This window comes from Faecalibacterium sp. IP-3-29, from assembly GCF_023347335.1.
Classification (GTDB): Bacteria; Bacillota; Clostridia; order Oscillospirales; family Ruminococcaceae; genus Faecalibacterium; species Faecalibacterium duncaniae.
On record NZ_CP094471.1, the window covers coordinates 1,324,057 to 1,344,451 of the forward strand.

Here is a 20,395-nt window from a genome sequence, read left to right on the forward strand (position 1 = left end):
ATTTTGGAGGTACCACTATGGCTATCCGCAATATCGTAAAAGAGGGCGACCCCATCCTGAACAAGGTCTGCCGCCCCGTGACCAACTTTGACGACCGTCTTGCCACCCTGCTGGATGACATGCGGGAGACGATGATCGCCGCCGACGGCGTGGGTCTGGCAGGCCCTCAGGTGGGCATGCTGCGCCGCGTGTTCGTGGTGTGGGACACCACCGATGCTCCCGAGGAGATCCCCGAGGATTATGAGTACAAGTTCATCGATTTCGTCAACCCCGAGATCCTGGCTGTTTCTGAGGATGAGGAGACCGCCTACGAGGGCTGCCTGTCCTTCCCCGGCCACAACGGTGCTGTGACCCGTCCCGTTGCCGTCAAGGTGCGTGCGCAGGACCGCAACGGCAACTGGTTCGAGCTGGAGGCTGAGAACCTGCTGGCCCGCTGCATCCAGCACGAGAATGACCATCTGGACGGCATTACCATCATGGAGTCCAGCGAGTATTTCTACGAGGACACCGAGGAGGGCAAAAAGGCTGCCCGTGAAGCGAAAGGAAACAACTGATGCGCATTCTGTTTATGGGGACCCCGGGTATCGCCGCAGAGTGCCTGAAGGCCTTGTATGCCGCCGGTCACGAGATCTGCGGCGTGTACACCCGGCGGGATAAGCCGGTGGGCCGCAAGCAGGTGCTCACCGCGCCCCCGGTCAAGGAAGTTGCTCTGGAGCACGGGACCCCCGTGTTCCAGCCCCGTACCCTGCGGGACGGCAGCGAGGATGCCAACATCCGGGCGCTGGCCCCTGACCTCATCGTGGTGGTGGCCTACGGCTGCATCCTGCCCAAATCCGTGCTGGAAGCTCCGAAGTATGGCTGCATCAACCTGCATGTGTCCCTGCTGCCCAAGTACCGCGGCAGCGCCCCCGTGCAGTGGGCTGTTCTGAACGGCGACACCGAGACCGGCGTTTCCATCATGCAGATGGACGAGGGGCTGGACACCGGCGATGTGCTGGTCTGCGAGAAGATCGCCATCGGCCCGGAGGAGACCAGCGGCGAGCTGTTCGACCGGGTCACCGCCGTAGGTGCCCGCGTCCTCTGTGAGGCGGTGCCCGCTATGGAAGCTGGCACCCTCCAGCCCCAGCCCCAGCAGCATGAGAATGCCACCCTGGCCCCCATGCTGGACAAGGAGCTGGCGGAGTTCAAGCTGACCGATACTGCCGCGCACATCCACAACTGGGTGCGCGGCATGAACCCCTGGCCCATGGCCTGGTTCGTGACCGCAGGCGGCAAAAAGGTCAAGGTGACCGAGTGCCGCGTGGCTGCCTCCAACGGTGAGGCTCCCGGCACGGTGCTTTCCACAAAGCCCCTGACGGTGGCCTGTGCCGATGGCGCGGTCCAGCTGCTCCATGTGGTGCCTGAGGGCAAAAAGCTGATGGATGGCACCTCCTTTGCGGCTGGTCTGCGCCTCAAAGCGGGGGATACCCTCTGATGGCGGCCAATCCACGGGCAGCGGCAGTGGCTGCACTGGTCCGGCAGGAGCAGGACGGCTTCTCAAACCTTGTGCTGGATGCCGAACTCCGCCGCCAGAAGTTGGAGGGCCGGGATAAGGCCTTTGCTGGTGCCATCTTCTACACCGTGCTGGAACATCAGGGCACGCTGGATTTCATTCTGGAACAGTTCCTGCCCAAGGGCCTTGCCAGGCTGGACCCGCAGGTGCGTGAGATCCTGCGGGCCGCACTGGCGCAGGCCCGTTATATGCAGGTGCCGGTGTCGGCGGCGGTGAACGAGGCCGTCAAGCTGACCCGCACCTTCAAAAAGGCGAGTGCGTCCGGGCTGGTCAATGCCGTCCTGCGCAAGGCCTGCAATTATGATCTGGAAACTGCCCGTTTCCGGAACGAGACCCAGCGCCTCATGGTGCTGGGCTCTGCGGGGCAGGATGTGGCAGAGTTCCTGCGCACCCATTACCCCGAGGAAGCGCTGGGCATCCTGACCCACACCGCCGACGGCGGCTGCACCAGCCTGCGGGCCAACTGCCTGAAAATGGATGCCGCGGCCCTCTGTGAAAAACTGCTGGAAAGCGGCGTGAAGAGCGCGCAGCCCGGCCTTGTGCCCGGCAGTGTGCTGGCAAAGTTCGAGGGCAGCCCGGCGGAGCACCCGCTCTTCAAGGAGGGCTGTTTCCATGTGGAGGGGCAGGCCAGCCAGCTGGCAGCCCTCTGTGTGGAGGCAAAGCCCGGCGATACCGTGATCGACCTCTGCGCGGCACCCGGCGGCAAAACGCTGCTGCTGGCCGAGGAGATGCAGGGGCAGGGCGCACTGTACAGCTGCGATGTGGCAGAGCACCGGGTCGGGCTCATCCGGAGCGCTGTGGAACGGATGGGCTTTGCCCATGTCACCGCCCTCTGCAATGATGCCACCCGCCCCAACCCAAAGCTGCCCGCCGCAGACCGCATTCTGGTGGATGTTCCCTGCAGCGGCCTGGGCATTCTGGCAAAAAAGCCGGATATCCGCTATAAGACGCTGGAAAAAGCACGCCACGATGAATTATTGGCCACCCAGTCGTCCATTCTGGACACAGCAGCCGCTCTGCTGAAAGCAGGCGGGCGGCTGGTTTACTCCACCTGTACCATCGACCCCGCTGAGAACGAGGAGCAGGTGGCGGCATTCCTTGCCCGCCACCCGGAGTTCCGGGTGGTCCGGCCCGCTGTGGCGTTCCCTGACGGAATGACAGTGGGGGAGCACGGGGCGCTCTCGGTGCCCACCCGCACCGGGATGGACGGCTTTTTCCTCTGCGCCATGCAGAAAACCCAATGAACCCGCCGTCCGGTTCGTATTGATTCATAGGAGAATACCATGGAACAAAAACGCTGTATCTCTTCCCTGACGCTGGCCGAGCTGACCGCTGCGCTGAAAGCTATGGGTCAGCCGGGCTTCCGGGCAAAGCAGATCTTCCACTGGGTGCACCAGAAGCTGGTCACCGAGTTTTCTGCCATGACCGACCAGCCCAAGACACTGCTGGCAAAGCTGGAAGAGCAGTTTTACATTGCTGCCCCCAAGATCGAGCGCCGGCAGGAAGCCAAGGACGGCACCGTGAAATATCTGCTGCGGATGGCCGATGGCAACTGCATCGAGACCGTTGTCATGCGCTACCACTACGGCAACACGGTCTGCGTCTCCACGCAGGTGGGCTGCCGGATGGGTTGCCGCTTCTGCGCCTCCACCCAGGCAGGCCGGGTGCGCAACCTGGAAGCCGGTGAGATCTGCTCTGAGATCTATACCGCCCAGAAGGACATCGGGGAGCGCATCTCCCACATCGTCCTCATGGGCATCGGGGAGCCGCTGGATAATTTTGACGAGGTCATGCGCTTCCTTGAGAACATCTCCTCCCCGGAGGGCGTGAACATCGGAATGCGCAACATCAGCCTTTCCACCTGCGGTCTGGTGCCCAAAATCGACCAGCTGGCCGAGAAAAAGCTGCAGCTGACCCTTTCGGTCTCCCTGCATGCCCCCAACAACGAGATCCGCAGCGGCATGATGCCGGTCAATGATGCCTACCCCGTGGAGGTGCTGATGCCCGCCGTCCGCCGCTATCAGGAGACCACGGGCCGCCGGGTCAGCTTTGAGTATTCGATGGTGCGCGGTGTCAATGATTCCGATGCCTGTGCCAGACAGCTGGCCGACCTCATCCGGGGCATGGGTGCTCATGTGAACCTCATTCCCATCAACCCGGTGGACGGAAGCCCCTACTCGGCTACCGATGCCGCCAATGTCCAGCGCTTCCAGAAAAAGCTGGAGAGCCTGGGGGTCAACGCTACGGTACGCCGCCGTCTTGGCAGCGAGATCAGCGCCGCCTGCGGTCAGCTGCGCCGGGACGAAATGAATGGTAAGGCGTAAATCGCAAGAGGAGAAGCCTATGAAACTAGCAGGAAAAACGGATGTGGGCCGCGTCCGGCAGGAAAATCAGGATGATTACCGTGCCGGGGAGCTGCCTGGCGGTGCTGTCTGGGCACTGGTGTGTGATGGTATGGGCGGTGCCAGAGGCGGCCGCGAGGCCTCACAGGGGGCCTGCAATGTCATCGAACAGGTGTTTCAGGAGCAGTACGCCCAGTGCGGAGCAGGGCAGGAGGGAGCTTTTTTGAAAAAGGCCCTCATCAGCGCCAACCGCTATGTGTTCAACAAAGCTGCCCACGAGGAATCGCTGGCCGGTATGGGAACCACGGCGGTCTGCGTACTGGTGCGGGGCGGGGAAGCAACCCTCTGCCACGCGGGCGATTCCCGCGCCTACCTCTGCCGGGGCGGCAAACTGACCCAGCTCACCCACGACCACTCCTATGTGCAGGAGCTGGTGGACTGCGGCACCATCACGGAGGAGGAGGCCGAGCACCATCCCCAGAAGAACATCATCACCAGGGCGCTGGGCGTGGATTACCGGCTGGAGCCGGAGGTCACCTCGGTGCAGCTGCAGGCAAAGGATCTGCTGCTGCTCTGCTCGGACGGCCTGACCAACATGGTGCCGGTGGAGCAGATGGAGCAGCTGCTGGCGCAGGGCCCGTTCTACGATCTGCCCGACCGGCTGGTGGATGCCGCCAACGAGAACGGCGGCTCCGACAACATCACCGCCCTGCTGCTGGCTGTGGAACCTACGGAGGTGCACCATGGATAACCTGATCGGCAAAACGCTGGATGGTCTGTACACGGTGCGGGAGCTCATCGGCACCGGAGGCATGGCCAATGTCTACAAGGCCGTTGTGGGGCCGGGGGGCCCGGTGCCGGAGGGCACGGTCGTGGCCGTTAAGGTGCTGCGGCAGGAGCTCATGCACGACCCCGACCTTGTGCGCCGTTTCAAGAACGAGTCCAAGGCCATCTCGCTGCTCAACCACCCCAACATCGTCAAGGTGTATGATGTCTCGGTGAGCGACCATCTGCAGTATATCGTCATGGAATATGTGGACGGTATGACCCTGCGCGAGTATCTGAACGAGCGGGGCGGCAAGCTGACCAGCCGGGAGACCGTTCACTTTATCTCCCAGATCCTGAAAGCGCTGGACCATGCCCACCACAACGGCGTGGTGCACCGGGACATCAAGCCCCAGAACATCATGCTGCTGGACAACGGCCAGCTGCGGATGATGGATTTCGGCATTGCCCGCATCTCCCGGGCTGAGAACCAGCTCTCGGGCGGCAAGGCCATGGGCAGCGTCCACTATATCAGCCCGGAGCAGGCCAAGGGCGATGAGACCGACTTCACCAGCGACCTCTATTCGGTGGGCGTGATGATGTACGAGATGCTCTCGGGGCATCTGCCCTTCGATGCCGATGACGTGGTGGAGGTGGCCATCAAGCAGATCTCGGATCAGCCCAGGAGCCTGCGGGAACTGGCTCCCTGGGTGCCGGTGGGGCTGGTGGAGATCACCGAGCGCGCCATGGCAAAGCGGCCCGAAAACCGCTACAAGAGCGCCGCTGAGATGCTGGAAGCCCTCAACGCCTATGTAGAGAACCCGGCCATCGTGTTCAACTACACCTATCTTCCCGATGAAATTCCTGAAAAGGTGGTGGAACCCCCTATGCCCAGAAAAGAATCCCGTCCGGAGCGCGGCAGTGCCCCGGCAAAAGGCAGAAAAAAGAAAAAGCGCACCGTGTTCCTGCCGGTGCTGTTTGGCATCACCGTGGCCTTTGCACTGGCCTGCGCGGCCCTGTGCTGGATGATCCTGAATGATTCCAGTTCCCTGATGGGGGAAAAGGCCGATGTGGTGCTGGCAGATTACAGCGGCATGACCCAGGATGAGGTCAACGCTTCCCAGCAGGTGGCATCCGGCCAGATCGTCATCAACTGGGAGCAGGCCTACAGCAACGATTACGCCGCCGGTTACGTCTACCGGCAGTCCCCGGTGGCGGGCCGTACCGTCCGCGAGGGTCAGAGCGTGACCCTGACCGTCAGCCTGGGCATCCAGTATGTCACCGTGCCGGATGTCTCCAACTATGTGCAGGCAGATGGTGAGCAGCAGCTCAAGGATCTGGGGGTCTCTGTTTTGATCACCCAGGCGGTGGAACCCAGCGTGGCCGCAGGCTCCATCATCCGCACCGAACCTGCTGCGGGCAGTCAGGTTGCCGCAGGTTCCACAGTGGTGGTCTATGTCAGCCGCCCGCAGGTCAACACCACGGCCAAGGTGCCTGCCCTGACCGGTCTCAAGAGCGTGAACGATGCCCGCTCCGTGCTGGTGCAGAACAAGCTGGGCCTTGGCAGCACCACCGAGCAGTACAGCGACCAGCCCGCAGGTACCATCATCGGCCAGAGCCCGGCGGCAGGATCTACCGTCAAGGTGAACAGCCGTGTCAGCATTACCGTGAGCGCAGGCCCCGAGCCGGTGCCTGAGACCCCGGCTGAACAGCCGGGCAGCTCCTCCAGCGATTGGTGGAGCGGCCTGATCGGGGGCAGCTCTTCCAGCAGCGGCGATTCTTCCAGCAGCGAGGGTACCGGCCTGGGCGACTGGTGGAGCGCGCTGCTGTCCTGAGGGAGGAACGGATGAAGGGATATATCGTAAAAGGAATTGGCGGCTTTTACTACGTCAAGACCGAAGAGGGTGTGATCGAGTGCAAGCCCCGGGGCATCTTCCGCAAACAGAAGATCACCCCCGTGGCGGGCGATGAGGTGACGCTGGAGACCGAGAACGGCGCGGCAGTCATTGCCGAGATCGCACCCCGCAAAAACGTGTTTGTCCGGCCGCCTGTGGCCAATCTGGATGTGCTGTTCCTTGTGGCCAGCACCACCCAGCCCACCCCCAGCACGCTGGTGCTGGACAAGCTCTCGGCCATCGCCGTGGACAAGGGGGTGCAGCCCGTCATCGTCTGCACCAAGGCTGACCTCGGTGAGGTGGAGTTCCTGCGCAGCGCCTATGAAAGATCCACTCTGCCCTTCATTGCCATCCGCTACGACAGCGGGGAAGGGTTGGACGAGGTCAGGCAGTGGATCAGCGGGCGGCTCTGCGCCTTCTGCGGCAACTCCGGTGTTGGCAAATCGACCCTGCTCAACACCCTGCTGCCTCAGGCCGAGCGGGAGACCAGTGCCATCAGCCAGAAGCTGGGGCGCGGCCGCCATACCACCCGCGAGGTGACCATCTTTGAGGCCTTTGGGGGCCGCATTGCGGATACCCCCGGTTTTGCCAGCCTGGAAGCCAACCGCGCCGGGTTCATCCCCAAGGAGAATCTGGAGCACGCCTTCCCGGAGTTCGGGCCCTACCTTGGGCAGTGTCAGTTCACCGGCTGCTCCCACCGCACGGAAAAGGGCTGTGCCATCCGTGCCGCTCTGGCCGAGGGAAAAGTCTCCCGGACCCGGTACGACAGCTACTGTGCCATGTATGAGGAAGTCAAGGATGTCAAGGACTGGCAGAGGAGGGGAATGTGATGCGCTGCGTGATCCTCTCGGCCTGCCCGGTCTCGCCGGAGCTGAAGTGTCTGCTCCGCCCCGATGACTTCATCATCGCCTGTGATGCAGGCTACCGCAACTGCGCGCCGCTGGGCTGCAAGCCCAATATCATCCTGGGAGATTTCGATACCGCGCCCTGTCCGGTGCAGCAGAACGACGATATCATCGTCCTGCCTCACGTCAAGGACGACACCGACACCGAATATGCCGCTAAGCTTGCCAGTGAGAAGGGCTTTACTGAGGTGCTTCTTCTGGGGGCGCTGGGCGGCAGGCGGATCGAGCATACCCTCTCGAATCTTGCCACCGGCCTTGGGCTGGAAGAACGAGGGGTGCGGGCAACGCTTCAGGATGAGCGCAGCCGCATTACCTTTGTCCGCTCCGGCGAGACCCGCGCCTACCCGAAGGAGGAATTTTTCTATTTCTCCGCTTTCCCCATGGAGGGCAGGGCGGAGGGCGTGTGTGAGCGCGGTTCCTACTATGAGCTCACCGATGATGTGCTGGTGGCCGGTTACCCGCTGGGAGTCAGCAATGAGTATGCCGAAGGCTCAGACTGCATCACCATCTCCACCCGCAAGGGGGCGCTGGTGGTCGTGGAAACAGTGCCGGATACACCGATCCTGACCGGGAACAAGGCCTGAGCCGCACACTTTGCCGTCCTGCCGCTTATATTGTGGTATCACACCACGAAAGGCGGGAGAGCGATGCAGGTGGTCGTTATCAAAAGCCCGAAGTGTCTGCGCGGCGTTCTGCGCAAGCTGTTCGGCATCAAAAAAGGATAAGAAAAATACCGGGGCAGGCGGCTGCTCCGGTATTTTTTGTGGCACATCATTCTTTTGTGGTATAGGTCAGATCCAGCACCGGGCCAAAGGGGTCAAAAATGAGGTTCTGGATGCCGGGTGCGATCAGCAGGCGCTTCTGCTGGGCAAACAGAGGGACCGCCACGGCATTGCTGAGCAGCTGGCGCTCACAATCGCCCAGCAGGCGGCAGCGGGAGCTTCCGGTGGCCTGGGTGCTGGCCTGCAGCTGGGTGGCATACAGGGAATCTGCATAGCCGGTCAGGCTGCCGCCCGCTGCGGTGAACTGGTTCAGCATGTTGTACACACTGCCGCCCTCGGCGCTGATGGGGGCCAAGGCGATGGTGTAGTCCCCCTCGGCCAGCCGTTTCGCAAAGGTCTCCTCGTCCACTTCCTCTACGGAGAAGAAGAGGGAAAACTCCTTCTGCCACACGCCATTGATCTCCTCAGCGGCGCTGGTCACGCCGGAACCGGCAGGCACCATCAGGCTGACCTTGTTGAAGTCAGAGGTGGTCAGCGTCTGCCGCGCCGTGAGGTAGAGCGCTCGGGCATCCACCGCGGCGGGAGTCACATCCCCGGCGGTATCCCGGTAGTTCATGCCGTCCACAGTCAGGCCATCCGGTACCAGACCGTTGGCGGCGGCATAGAGCCCGCCGTCCGGCACCTCGGCTGCACCCCGCGCGGCGGAGGCCAGTGCCTGCCGCAGCTCGGTGGAAGCAAACACGCTGCTGCAGTTGAACAGCAGGCTCCATGTGGTATCGGAGTAGGAGAGGGAAGTCAGGGTGGTGGGCGCGGCGGTGTCGTCCGGGGCGGCAGAGCACTTCTCGTTGGCAATCAGCTCTGCGGCGGACTGCCCGGCGCTGTTGGTGTTCTGCACCAGCCGCAGGCTGTCGATGAGGCTGCCCGAGGGGGCACGCCGCAGGAACAGGCCGCTGGCTGTCCAGTTGTAGATGTAGAAGCTGCCGCTGGAAAGGGTGGACGAAGCATTCAGACCGTAGGTGCCCCGGGTGGAATTGAAAAATTCCTCATCGCAGGGCATGGCACCGGGCAGGGTGAGCTTCTCGAGGAAATTGTCGTCGGCACTGCTCAGGTGGAACACCAGCGTCAGCGGCCCGGAGGCCGTGACTCCCAGTGCGCTCTCGGGCATCTGCCCGGCCAGCACGGCGGCGCTGTTTTCAAGGGCCGCAAACTCCACCGTGTAGGGGGAGTTGGTCTCCGCCCGGAACAAGCGCCGGAAAGCGAACACAAAATCCTCGGCGGTGATGGCGTAGTCAGTGGCGTTGCCCTTGGCGGCGGTGTAAGTCAGGCCGTCCTTGAGGTAGAAGGTGTAGGTGAGGCCATCGGAGGACTTCTCCCACCGTTCGCAGAGGGCAGGCTCATATTTGCCGCTGGGATCTTTGCGGACAAGGCCGCTGTACAGGTTCTCGCAGGCGATGACATCCGCAGAAGCCGAGGCCACCTGCGGGTCAAGGTTGGCCGGGATGCTGTCCACGAACCAGGTGAAGCTGTTGGAGCCCGAACCACAGCCGGTCAGGGCAAAAACAAACGCAATGGTCAGCACCACTGCGGAAAAGCGGATCAGGGAATGTTTCAAGAAAATGCGCTCCTTGTAAGATGATACAATTAAAGTATAGCGGAAACGGTCGGAAAAGACAATCGACATTTTGTGAATTCAGATAGGATTTCGGTGCATCCGGGGCCAGAACAAGGTTTGGCGTTGCCAATTGGCTGGAAAAGGTGTAAAATGGAGCAGTGAATCAATTTCAGCCTGAATTTTCATAGAGGAGGTTCTTTCTTTATGCAGAAAGATCAGCAGAAGCTTGCAGAACTCATCCGGGGCAAAAAGGTGGCGTTCATCGGTGCCGGTGTCAGCCACAAGACTCTTATCAAGGAGTTTGTGGAGCTGGGGGCCCATGTGACCCTGTGCGACCAGAAAAAGAGCGTGGAAGAGTTTGGCGATTATGCCGCTACCATCCGGGAACTGGGCATTGACCTGAGCCTGGGCGAACACTATCTGGACGGCTTCAAGGGCCAGGATATCATCATGCGCACCCCCGGCTTTGTGGGCTACTTTGAAAAGCCCCTGCAGGATGCCATGGCGGCGGGCACCATGGTCACCAGCGAGGTCGAGCTTTTCTTCGATTTCTGCCCCTGCGAGATCGTGGCCGTGACCGGCTCTGACGGCAAGACCACCACCACCACCCTCATCTCCAAGTTCTACGAGGCCGCAGGCCGCAAGGTGCATCTGGGCGGCAACATCGGTGCGGCCCTGCTGCCCATGCTGCCTGAGGTCCGGCCGGAGGATGTGGCTGTGGTGGAGCTGTCCAGCTTCCAGCTCATCAGCATGCACCAGAGCCCGAAGATCGCGGTGGTGACCAACGTCACCCCCAACCACCTCGATCACCATAAGGATATGCAGGAGTACATCGACGCAAAACGCAACATCCTGCTCTACCAGAACCCGCCCTGCCGTGCCGTGCTGGGCTACGAGAACGAGATCAGCCGCTCCATGCAGAAGGACTGCAAGGGCGGGCAGGTCTGGTTTACACGCCTGCACGATACCGACAACGGTGCCTTCCTGCGCAAAGAGGACAACATGCTCTGCATGGCCGAGGACGGCGTGGTAACGCCCTTCCTGGCCCAGAAGGACATCAAGCTGCGGGGCCTGCACAATATCGAGAATCTGCTGGCCGCTGCCGCCGCAGTCTGGGGTGAGGTTCCCATAGAGGCCATCCAGAAGGTGGGCAGCACCTTTACCGGCGTGGAGCACCGCATTGAGCCGGTGCGCACGCTGGACGGCGTGCTCTACTACAACGATTCCATCGGCACCAGCCCCACCCGCACCATTGCGGGCCTGCGCAGCTTTGACCAGAAGGTCATCCTCATTGCGGGCGGCTATGATAAGCACATCCCCTATGAGCCGCTGGCTCCCGAGATCGTGGCCCATGTCAAGGATCTGGTGCTGATGGGTGCCACCGGCCCCCGCATTGAAAAGGCCCTGCGGGAAGACCCCGGCTTCAACGAGGCCGCACTGCCCATCCAGCACGCGGACAATATGCAGCACGCCGTGGAGCTGGCCCGTGCCGCCGCAAAGCCCGGCGATATCATCATCCTGTCTCCCGCCAGCGCCTCCTTCGACCTCTACCCCAACTTTGAGGTGCGCGGCCGCGAGTTCAAGAACATCGTCAACGCACTGAAATGATCACGCAGGTCAGAACGCCTCGCCAGAGGCAGCGGTTCCGCAGCGCCTGCCGCGGAAAGCTCTGCCTTGGGGTCACGATGCCGCAGGCGCTGGCGCTCTTCGGCAAAAGCCAGCCGGGCCGGTTCTTCGCCGGGCCAACGCTGGCGCTGGATGTGGGCGGCAGTACCGCCTGGCTGGCGGGCCACGCCAACCCGGACGAACTGGCCAGCTTCCTGCATTTTTGCGGCTGTAAGGCGGTTGTCCTGGACGAGGCCGAGTGCCCGCCGCCCACCGGCTGGGCCCGTGCAAAGTCCCATTTTGTCTTTGGCCTGGCACCCGGAAAGCAGCTGCCGGAACCCGCTGTGGAAGAAACGCTCTGGGCCTCCCTGCATTTTGACCCGGAGCCGCCGGCGGGCCCCGTTGCGCAGATGCTGTTTCCGGACCGCCCCACGCGGCGGGATGATTTTTATTCTGAGCTCTGCTCAAAGCGCGCCCGCGGCAGGGCTGTGGTCTGGGCTCTGGAGCAGGGAGGGGAGCTTGCCTGCACCGTGGGCGCTTACGCCATTGGAACGGAGCAGGCTTACATGGCCTGCGGCGAGACTGCGGAGCCATTGCGGGGGCGCGGCATCGGCGGGCGGCTTATCGTCCGGCTGGCCAACACCCTCTCGGCGCAGGGCCTGCAGCCCCTTTTCCTCTGCTCCCCGGAACGGGTGCACTTTTATACCCGCCTCGGCTTTGAAAAGCTGGGAGAGTATGCCCGGTACGAAGCCACAGTCTGACACGGCGGGAGTTTCTCTGAGGACCGTCCGCTGGGGTGGGACCCTGTTGCCGCAGGCAATAGGGCGGGCGATGGAATGGCCCGTTTCGTGTCCGAGGAGAAAGCTGCCGACGGGTCATCATAGCATAAACTTACAAAAAGATTAAGGAACCAAAATGTCAATGCTGAACCACTTTTTTGATTACAAACCCGAAGTCCTGGCGCTGGACGAAAAAGCCATGGAGCTCTGCCAGCCCTATTTCCACCACATGGAGGAGATCCGGGACTACAACCAGCTGAAAATGCTCAAGGCCTTTGCCGATACCCAGATGTCCTCCACCGATATGCTGGGCACCACCGGCTACGGCCTGTGGGATACCGGCCGCGCCAAGCTCGAGCAGATCTTTGCCGAGGTGATGGGCGCGGAGGATGCCCTTGTGCGCAGTCAGTTCCAGAGCGGCACCCATACGCTGGCGGTGGCCCTGTTCGGCCTGCTGCGGGCAGGGGATACCCTGCTGGCTGCTACCGGCCGCCCCTACGATACGCTGGAGGGCGTGATCGGTCTGGACGGCAAGGGCAAGGGCACCGGCACCCTGATGGACTACGGCATCCGGTACGACGAAGCCCCCCTCAAGGCCGACTTCACCCCGGATTACGCGCTGATCGCTCAAAAGGCCCCGGGGGCAAAGGTCTGCCATATCCAGCGCAGCCGCGGCTACCTGCAGCGCAATGCCTTTGATCTGGATACCATTCAGAAGATCGCCGACACGGCCCGTGCCGCCAACCCCGAGATCATCATCTTTGTGGACAACTGCTATGGTGAGTTCACCCAGATGAAGGAGCCCTGCCAGGCCGGTGCTGACCTTGTGGTGGGCAGCCTCATCAAGAACCCGGGCGGCGGCATCGCCCCCACCGGCGGCTATATCGCGGGCCGGAAGGATCTGGTGGAGCTGTGTGCCTACCGCCTGAACGCCCCCGGACTGGGCAAGGAGCTGGGCTGCACACTGGAAACGCCCCGTGATATGTACCTTGGCTTCTACTATGCCCCCGGCGTGGTGTGTGAGGCCATCAAGACCGCCATCTATGCCCAGTGCCTGCTGGAGCTGGTGGGCAAAAAGCCCATCCCGCGCTACTGCGAGGACCACAACGATATCGTGACCTGCTTCGATGCCGATACCGCCGATGCCCTCATCGGCTTCTGCCGCGGCATTCAGGCCGCCAGCCCCGTGGACAGCTATGCCGCACCGGAACCCTCTCCGGAACCGGGCTATACCGATGAGGTCATCATGGCAAGCGGCAGTTTTACTCAGGGCAGCACCATCGAGCTCTCCTGCGACGGCCCCCTGCGTGAGCCTTACACCTGCTACCTGCAGGGCGGCCTGAACTTTGCCGCAAGCCGTGCCGGTGTCCTGCTGGCCGTGCAGAATGCTTATTTCAAGGATTGATCTTTTCAGAAAGAAAGCGTGAATCAAATGAATCGTGTTACTCCCATTGATGCCCGGATGCTGGAACGCTTTGAGCAGGGCTATGCTGCCCGCCCGGAGCTGAATGTGATGTCCAATGCAGTTTCCCGCACGGCGCTGCCGGACGCGGCCTTTGTGCCCGCCGCCGCTGCCAAGCTGCGGATGGACTTCTCTGTGCTGGTCAAGACCAATAACATCACCAACCAGAAGCAGAGCGGCCGCTGCTGGATGTTCTCCACCCTGAACGTCCTGCGCCAGCGGGTGATCGCCAAGTGCGATCTGGAGGATTTCTCCTTCTCTCCCACCTATCTGGCGTTCTACGATAAGCTGGAAAAGGCAAATCTCTTCCTTGAGAACATCCTCCACTTTGCGGATCAGGATCTGACCGACCGTGAGACCTACACCCTGCTGGGCAACCCGCTGCCCGACGGCGGCCAGTGGGATATGGCCATCAGCCTGATCAAAAAGTACGGCGTGGTGCCCTCCTGGGTCATGCCGGAAACTGTCCACTCCACCGGCACGGCCAAGTATCTGCCCATCCTGAACCGCAAGCTGCGGGAGGATGCGCTGGAACTGCGGGCCATGGCAAAAGAGGGAAAGGACACGGCCGCCCGCCGCGAGGAGATGCTGGCGGAGATCTACAACGCCCTGTGCATCCTCTACGGCCAGCCTCCCAGGAGCTTTGACTTTGAGTATACCGACAAGGATGAGCACTACCACTGCGACCGGAACCTGACCCCGCACACCTTCCTGGAAAAATATGTGGGCAATGATCTGGATGATTACGTCGTCATCATCTCCTCGCCCATCCATGCGTTGAACCACACCTACTGCCAGCCCTTTATGGGTGACGTGGTGGAGGAGAATATGTTCTGGCTGAACCTCTCGCAGGAGGAGCTGGAGGATCTGACCATCCGTCAGCTGCAGGCAGGGGAGGGGGTCATGTTCAGCTGCGACTGCCACCCCGACGGCGACCGCGCCAACGGCTATTGGGACCCCGACTGCTTCCAGTACGGCGAGGTGCTGGGCGGCTTGACCTTTGGCATGACCAAGGCCGAGCGGCTGCTCACCCGTGAAAGCACCATGAACCATTGCATGATGTTCTGCGGTGTCAATCTGGACGAGAACGGCAAGGCTGACCGCTGGAAGATCGAGAACAGCTGGGGCGATGCCTCCGGCCAGAAGGGCTATTACATCGGCAGCGAGAAGTGGTTCAAGGCCAATGTATACCAGATCACCGTCCGCAAGAGCCTGCTGAGCGATGCCCAGCGTGCCCTGCTGGATCAGGAGCCCCTGCCCATGAAGCTGTGGGACCCGCTGGCTTAAATTCAAATAAGATGCTATAAAGAAATCCCCTCGTCATAGGCGGGGGGATTTCTCTGTTAAGCGGGTAATAGGGGAAGCTTCAACGTGAAGCAGCTGCCTTTGCCTACTTCACTTTCCAATAGGATTTCTCCGTGGTGCAGGTGGGCAAGCTCCTGCGCAATGGTCAGTCCCAGACCTGTGGAGTCGTGCTTGGAAGAGGTGGTGGTGTGGAAATACCGGTCAAATACGGCGGCCTGATCCTCCGGCGCAATACCGCAGCCGGTGTCCCGGACGCTCACCAGAGCAGCACCGGCCTCCACCCGGCTGTTGACGGTGATGTTCCCTCCTGCAGGGGTGTAGTGAATGGCATTTGTCAACAGGTTCTGCAGGATCTGCTGCAGCCGGATCTGGTCGCCCCACACCGGCAGCTCCGAAGCCGGGGGAGCCTGAAGCACCACGCCCTTCTTCTCAGCCTCCTCCCGGCAGCTGTCACAGACCGCAGCGATGACATCCCCCAGAGATATCCGGTCCTCGTTGAGCATCACCTGTTTCTGCTCCAGCTTTGCAGCCAGAAACAGATCCTCCGTCAGGCGGCGGAGAAAGGCCGTCCGCTGCTGTAAGGCGGGCAGCAGGGCCGGCAGGGCCTCCGGTGCAGCCTCCAGCGTATCCAGGCCACTGCTGACCGCAAACAGGGGACTGCGCAGGTCGTGGAAAATGTTCAGCATCATGCTTTTCCGGGCCTCGGTCTCCTCCGTCAGGGCCTTTGTCCGCTGAATGACACGGGCATCCAGCTCCCGGGCCAGCTGCTCCGCCCGATCAAATTGCAGGGCATACCGGCGGCAGACGTAGGCCATGCAGCCCAGAGTAAAAGGAGCGTCGTAGATCCGGGCACACCGGAACAGGTAGAAAAACACGCTCTCCTGAAAAAACGGCACGTGCATGCCCGGCAGGACCACCCATACCCGGAAGCCAATGGTGATGGCACAGGGAAACAGCATCAGCAGGGCAGCATCGGAGCCCCGGGCATACATTGCCATCAGTATGCCCAGACAGTAGCCCATGCCCAAAAGCAGCCCCACCGCCCGTACGCGGCTGAGGGGAATCAGCGTCAGAACAAGATACCCCAGCGTCAGAAGCAGGGAATGGAGCCGCTGCCCGTGAGACACCGGCACAGCCCCTGTCAGGGCGGCACACAGCAGAATGCCTGCCAGAACCGTGACGGTAAAGAATCCCCGGCGGAAAAAGACGCTCCAGCCGGAACTTCCCACCGGAGCCAGAATGATCACCAGAGCCCAGAGGGTCAGCACCGTCAGATACAGCAGAAAATACCCCAGTTCCTTCTGCGGCTTGTATCGGTACAGGGCCAGCACCACCGCCCCCAGAGTGCAGAATACTGCAATGGCCATCCACTGCAGCACCGTGCGGAAGGTCAGGGCAGCCACTCCTTTTTCCGGGAACAGGGCAGCCCATGCCATCAATTGGGCTTCGGAGTCCATGCCGGGGACCCCAAAATCCGCCAGCGCCGGCAGTCGCTGGTTGAACCAGATCCCTGCCAACCCAATGGCCAGTGCCAGTGCCCCGGCAGCAGCCGGAAGCAGAAATCGCTTTTTTATCATAAAAAGACCCCCTGCAAAAACTTTGGAGAACCGGTTGAGAACAGCCCGGAAATACGGTATACTAGATAAGGATATTATAGCAAATTCACGCCGAAAAGGGGAGAGCAAACAGGATGATCCGCATTCTTCTGGTGGAAGATGATCCGGTGATCCGGGATACTACCAGCTATTTCTTGAACTGTCAGCAGAATTTTGAGGTGGTCTGCGCTGACACCGGCGGCGAAGCGCTGAGCCACGCCCGGGAAAAGTTCGATGTGATCCTGATGGATATCCTTCTGCCGGATACCAACGGCATGGAACTGTGCCAGCGCCTGCGCAGCTGGTACCACTGCCCCATCATTTTTACTTCCTGTCTGGACGATACAGACACAGTGGTACGGGCGCTGGAATTGGGCGGCGATGATTTCCTGACCAAGCCCTACAACCACAAAGTTCTGCTGGCCCGCATCATGGCAAACATCCGCCGTGTCCAGATGGATGCCGCAGAGCCCAGCGTCAGCGGCTACCACTGTGCGGCCTTTACGCTGGATCCCAACAGCCATTGCGTGGAAAAGGATGGCCGGAGCATCCATCTGGCCGACATGGAGTACCGCATCCTGACCCTCTTCATCCGGTATCCCAACACTTTCTTTACCGCAAACGAGCTTTACCGGAAGATCTGGGGGAAGGAGAGCCTGGGGGATGTCCGCACTGTGCAGGTGCACATCCATAACCTCCGCAGTAAGATCGAGCCCGACCCTGCAAAGCCCATCTACCTCAAAAATGTCTGGGGCAAAGGCTATATTTTCCGCCCGGAAGGGGAGACGGAAGCCTGAAATGGTTTTGCTGTCTTAAATATCGTTAATCCTCAAAGCACCCACTTCTTAAGGAAACTTAAGCCGTGGGTGTTTTTTCTGCTCTGATTTGACCGTTATTTATCAAACAAAGTGGAAAACAGGAATTTCCCAGTGAAGAAACGGCAAAGATGTTTAAGAATTCTTAAAAGACAACAGGCAGACTTTGTGTTAATTTATTATCGAACGAAGTCTGCACCGCATTGTGGCGGTACGTTTCGGATAAGAAGGAAAATCAAAGAATAAGAACAGAAAAAGAGAAGAAAGGATCATCCAAGCATGAACAAGATCTCGCGTAAAGGCTTTCTGAAGATCGCCGCTGCCGCTGCCATGTCCGGTGTCACCGCCGGTGCACTGGCTGCCTGCAACGCTGCAAACTCCTCCACCGCCGCTTCCTCCGGTGCAGCAGGCAGCTACACCCCCGGTACCTATACCGGCACTGCCGAGGGCATTTCCTCTACCGTCAAGGTCACCATGACCTTCTCTGACAGTGCTGTGACCGACGTTGTGGTCGACACCTCCGGCGAGACCGCTTCCTACGGCGCTGCTGCTGCCGAGGAGCTGAAGAACCAGCTGCTGAATGCCGGCTCTGACGAGATCGACGGCGTGTCCGGCTCTACCATCACCTCCGATGCCGTGAAGAAGGCCGCCAAGAGCTGCTTTGCACAGGCAAAGGGAGAGGCAACTGTAACTTCCGTTCAGCTGCCCACCGGTGACGAGACCGATTGGCTGGGCAAGGAGCCTGACATTGACGAGGCTGCCATCACCGAGACCGTGGACACCGACATCCTCATCGTGGGTGCCGGCAACGGCGGTATGTTCGCTGCTGCTTATGCCGCTGCCAAGGGCCTGAACTTCCGTGTCATCGAGCAGAACGGCAATGTGCAGGATACCCGTCACTGGGTGGGTGCTGTGGATGGCTTTGGCGCTCAGGAACAGGGCATCAAGATGGATCGTGCCAAGCTGCTGAGCGAGGTCTCCCGTTACGCCTCCGGCAAGTGCGACCAGCGCGTGGTCAAGACCTGGATCAACGAGTCTGCCGAGATGATCGAATTTGTCCGCACCATCATGGAGGACAAGTACGGCGTGAAGATGATCTACACCTACGGCGACGAGGCCAAATGGCCTGCAGAAAACGCCGAGCACAACACCGATTATATGTACCCCGAGATCGAGTATACCTATGATCGCTCCAGTGGTGCCGCCCGGAACGAGCTGCTGCTTCAGTACATTCAGGAGCTGGGCTACGATGTGGACTTCAAGACCAGTCTGGCCAAGCTGGAAAAGAACAGCGATGGCCGCATTACCGGCATCATCGCCCAGAGCACCGAGGATGACCACTTCATCCGCTACAACGCCAACAAGGGCGTGCTGCTGGCCTGCGGCGGCTTCCCCGGCAACCCCTACATGATGGAGCAGCTGGACCCGCTGGGCACTTCCGTCACCACCGCATGCTCCTACTCTCCCTCCGATAAGGGCTACGGCATTCGGGCTGCAATGTGGGCCGGTGCCAATCTGGACAAGGAGGCCGCTCCCATGCTGTTTGACCGCGGCATCGTGGCCCCCGGCGTGGATGGCGGTTATGTGGACAGCGACACTGCCTTTGGCGGCAAGGCTTTCCCTGGTACCATCCGTCAGTACAACCCCGGCACCCAGCCCTTCCTGAAGGTGAACCGCAACGGCGAGCGCTTTGCCAACGAGAGCAGCCCCTACAATGACATCGTCTACGCCGCTGCTCACCAGCCGGGCCGTGTCTACGCTCAGATCTGCGATGCCAACATTCTGGAGGACGCAAAGCGTTTCCACACCATCGGCTGCTCTGCCCAGACCCGTAACGGCGGTGAGAAGTACATTCAGGGCAAGATGGACGAGGCGATCGAGGCCGGTGCATTGTTCAAGTGCGATACGCTGGACGAGCTGGCTGACAAGATGGGCTTTACTGGCGCTGCCAAGGACACCTTCCTTGCCACCGTGGAGCGCTACAACGAGCTCTACGACAAGCAGAACGACGAGGACTTCGGCAAGCCTGCTTACCGCCTCAGCGCCATCCGCACCGCGCCCTTCTACGGCTGCTGGCTGGGTGCCTCTCTGCTGACCACTGAGCAGGGCATTGCCATCAACGAAAAGGGTCAGGCTCTGGACAACGATAACAAGCCCATGCCCGGCCTGTATATCACCGGCGATATGTCCGGCAGCTTCTTTGCCAACAACTATCCCTGCCTGATGGCCGGTGTGGCTATGGGCCGCACCCTGACCTTCGCCATGAAGGCCGTCAAGCAGATGGCCGGTCTGGAATGATGTCACTCCCCGGAAAATGAACTGAAAACCGCATAAAAATGCAGCGCCGCTGAAGCCCTGAAAAGCTTCGGCGGCGCTGTTTTACGTTTCCCTCTATACACAAAAAATGTCAGGCAGTCCTCAGCACACGGCGCGGCGGGGCGCGGCCAGAGGCTCGATCACCGGCGGGTGCATCCCTTCCCGGTAGTCCAGATCCCCCTGATCCATGCCGCGGAGCAGTACCTCGGCGGTGGCAATGTTGGTGGCAATGGGTACGCTGTGCATATCGCACAGGCGGAGCAGATTCTGCTCGTTGGAGCTGCCGCTGTCGGCCCGGAGCGGGTCGCGGAAGAACAGCACCAGATCCACTTCATCGCAGGCAACACGGGCGGTGATCTGCTGAATGCCGCCCAGCTTTCCGGAGAGGTAACAGTGAACTGGCAAGCCGGTGGCCTGGTTCAACATCCGGCCGGTGGTACCGGTGGCAATGACAGTGTTCCGGGACAGGATACCACTGTAGGCGGTGCAGAACTGAAGTGCAAGTTCTTTGCGGGAATCATGTGCAAGAATGGCAATTGTCATAATTCGCCCTCTCCTTTGTACTAGTGTCGTCATGCGGACAGCTGTTTGAAATGGATTGCAGTTGTGAGAAGAACAGTTCCGGGCACATTTCAAAACGCCCCGCTGAACTCATTCCCACACTTTCCAATATAGTTTTACCGCGTCGAAATATGGGTTGTCAAGGGGAAAATGTGAATTTTTGC

At 60.8% G+C, this 20,395-nt stretch carries 17 protein-coding genes; 14 read left to right on the forward strand and 3 right to left on the reverse strand.

Features of this window, described 5'->3' with window-relative positions; genetic code table 11:
* Positions 1-17: 17 nt before the first annotated feature.
* The 8 genes from def to MTP40_RS06355 are packed head-to-tail and all read left to right on the forward strand — an operon-like array spanning position 18 to position 8,043.
* Complete coding sequence (gene def / locus MTP40_RS06320) at positions 18-554, forward strand: peptide deformylase (RefSeq protein ID WP_098922518.1); 537 nt, start codon at positions 18-20, stop codon at positions 552-554.
* Positions 554-1,474 carry a methionyl-tRNA formyltransferase gene (gene fmt / locus MTP40_RS06325; protein ID WP_249260014.1) on the forward strand — a complete coding sequence of 307 codons (921 nt, stop codon included), beginning with the start codon at positions 554-556 and terminating at the stop codon, positions 1,472-1,474. Before def ends, fmt begins: the two co-directional genes overlap by 1 nt.
* Positions 1,474-2,796: a 16S rRNA (cytosine(967)-C(5))-methyltransferase RsmB gene (gene rsmB / locus MTP40_RS06330; protein WP_249260015.1), complete on the forward strand. Its 1,323-nt coding sequence runs from the start codon at positions 1,474-1,476 to the stop codon at positions 2,794-2,796. Before fmt ends, rsmB begins: the two co-directional genes overlap by 1 nt.
* A gap of 39 nt (positions 2,797-2,835) precedes the next feature.
* Entirely contained in the window at positions 2,836-3,876 is a 1,041-nt protein-coding gene (rlmN, locus tag MTP40_RS06335) for a 23S rRNA (adenine(2503)-C(2))-methyltransferase RlmN (RefSeq protein WP_005932700.1), read from the forward strand.
* Positions 3,877-3,895: 19 nt separating this feature from the next.
* The gene (locus MTP40_RS06340) at positions 3,896-4,645 is read left to right on the forward strand and encodes a Stp1/IreP family PP2C-type Ser/Thr phosphatase (RefSeq protein WP_249260016.1); all 750 of its coding nucleotides are present in this window, start codon (positions 3,896-3,898) and stop codon (positions 4,643-4,645) included.
* On the forward strand, positions 4,638-6,494 hold the full coding sequence (pknB, locus tag MTP40_RS06345) for a Stk1 family PASTA domain-containing Ser/Thr kinase (RefSeq protein WP_156069724.1): 1,857 nt from the start codon (positions 4,638-4,640) through the stop codon (positions 6,492-6,494). Before MTP40_RS06340 ends, pknB begins: the two co-directional genes overlap by 8 nt.
* Positions 6,495-6,505: 11 nt before the next feature.
* Positions 6,506-7,384, forward strand: coding sequence for a ribosome small subunit-dependent GTPase A (gene rsgA / locus MTP40_RS06350; RefSeq protein WP_249260017.1), 879 nt, complete (start codon positions 6,506-6,508; stop codon positions 7,382-7,384).
* Positions 7,384-8,043, forward strand: a complete 660-nt coding sequence (locus tag MTP40_RS06355) for a thiamine diphosphokinase (RefSeq protein WP_249260018.1) — start codon at positions 7,384-7,386, stop codon at positions 8,041-8,043. Before rsgA ends, MTP40_RS06355 begins: the two co-directional genes overlap by 1 nt.
* Before the next feature lie 187 nt (positions 8,044-8,230).
* Here MTP40_RS06355 and MTP40_RS06360 read toward each other — a convergent pair whose 3' ends face one another.
* A complete protein-coding gene (locus MTP40_RS06360; protein ID WP_249260019.1) occupies positions 8,231-9,793 on the reverse strand; it encodes an ABC transporter substrate-binding protein in 1,563 nt (520 codons plus the stop codon).
* Positions 9,794-9,997: 204 nt separating this feature from the next.
* Between MTP40_RS06360 and murD the strand changes: the two genes are divergently transcribed.
* The 4 genes from murD (at position 9,998) to MTP40_RS06380 (ending at position 14,926) form a co-directional block, all read left to right on the forward strand.
* Positions 9,998-11,401, forward strand: a complete 1,404-nt coding sequence (gene murD / locus MTP40_RS06365; protein WP_249260020.1) for a UDP-N-acetylmuramoyl-L-alanine--D-glutamate ligase — start codon at positions 9,998-10,000, stop codon at positions 11,399-11,401.
* A complete protein-coding gene (locus MTP40_RS06370; protein WP_117503965.1) occupies positions 11,398-12,159 on the forward strand; it encodes a GNAT family N-acetyltransferase in 762 nt (253 codons plus the stop codon). Before murD ends, MTP40_RS06370 begins: the two co-directional genes overlap by 4 nt.
* 160 nt (positions 12,160-12,319) lie before the next feature.
* On the forward strand, positions 12,320-13,582 hold the full coding sequence (locus MTP40_RS06375; RefSeq protein ID WP_117503967.1) for a methionine gamma-lyase family protein: 1,263 nt from the start codon (positions 12,320-12,322) through the stop codon (positions 13,580-13,582).
* Between the two features lie 27 nt (positions 13,583-13,609).
* On the forward strand, positions 13,610-14,926 hold the full coding sequence (locus MTP40_RS06380) for an aminopeptidase C (protein WP_249260021.1): 1,317 nt from the start codon (positions 13,610-13,612) through the stop codon (positions 14,924-14,926).
* Between the two features lie 56 nt (positions 14,927-14,982).
* Here the strand turns inward: MTP40_RS06380 and MTP40_RS06385 are convergent, their stop codons facing one another.
* Positions 14,983-16,521, reverse strand: a complete 1,539-nt coding sequence (locus MTP40_RS06385; RefSeq protein WP_249260022.1) for a sensor histidine kinase — start codon at positions 16,519-16,521, stop codon at positions 14,983-14,985.
* 113 nt (positions 16,522-16,634) lie between these two features.
* Between MTP40_RS06385 and MTP40_RS06390 the strand changes: the two genes are divergently transcribed.
* Together MTP40_RS06390 and MTP40_RS06395 are read left to right on the forward strand one after the other, a co-directional pair.
* Positions 16,635-17,336: a response regulator transcription factor gene (locus MTP40_RS06390; RefSeq protein WP_249260023.1), complete on the forward strand. Its 702-nt coding sequence runs from the start codon at positions 16,635-16,637 to the stop codon at positions 17,334-17,336.
* Positions 17,337-17,633: 297 nt separating this feature from the next.
* Positions 17,634-19,652, forward strand: a complete 2,019-nt coding sequence (locus tag MTP40_RS06395) for an FAD-binding protein (protein ID WP_249260024.1) — start codon at positions 17,634-17,636, stop codon at positions 19,650-19,652.
* Between the two features lie 120 nt (positions 19,653-19,772).
* Here MTP40_RS06395 and MTP40_RS06400 read toward each other — a convergent pair whose 3' ends face one another.
* Positions 19,773-20,213 (reverse strand): methylglyoxal synthase, encoded by a 441-nt coding sequence (locus tag MTP40_RS06400; RefSeq protein ID WP_005932722.1) that lies wholly within the window; start codon positions 20,211-20,213, stop codon positions 19,773-19,775.
* Between the last annotated feature and the right edge of the window lie 182 nt (positions 20,214-20,395).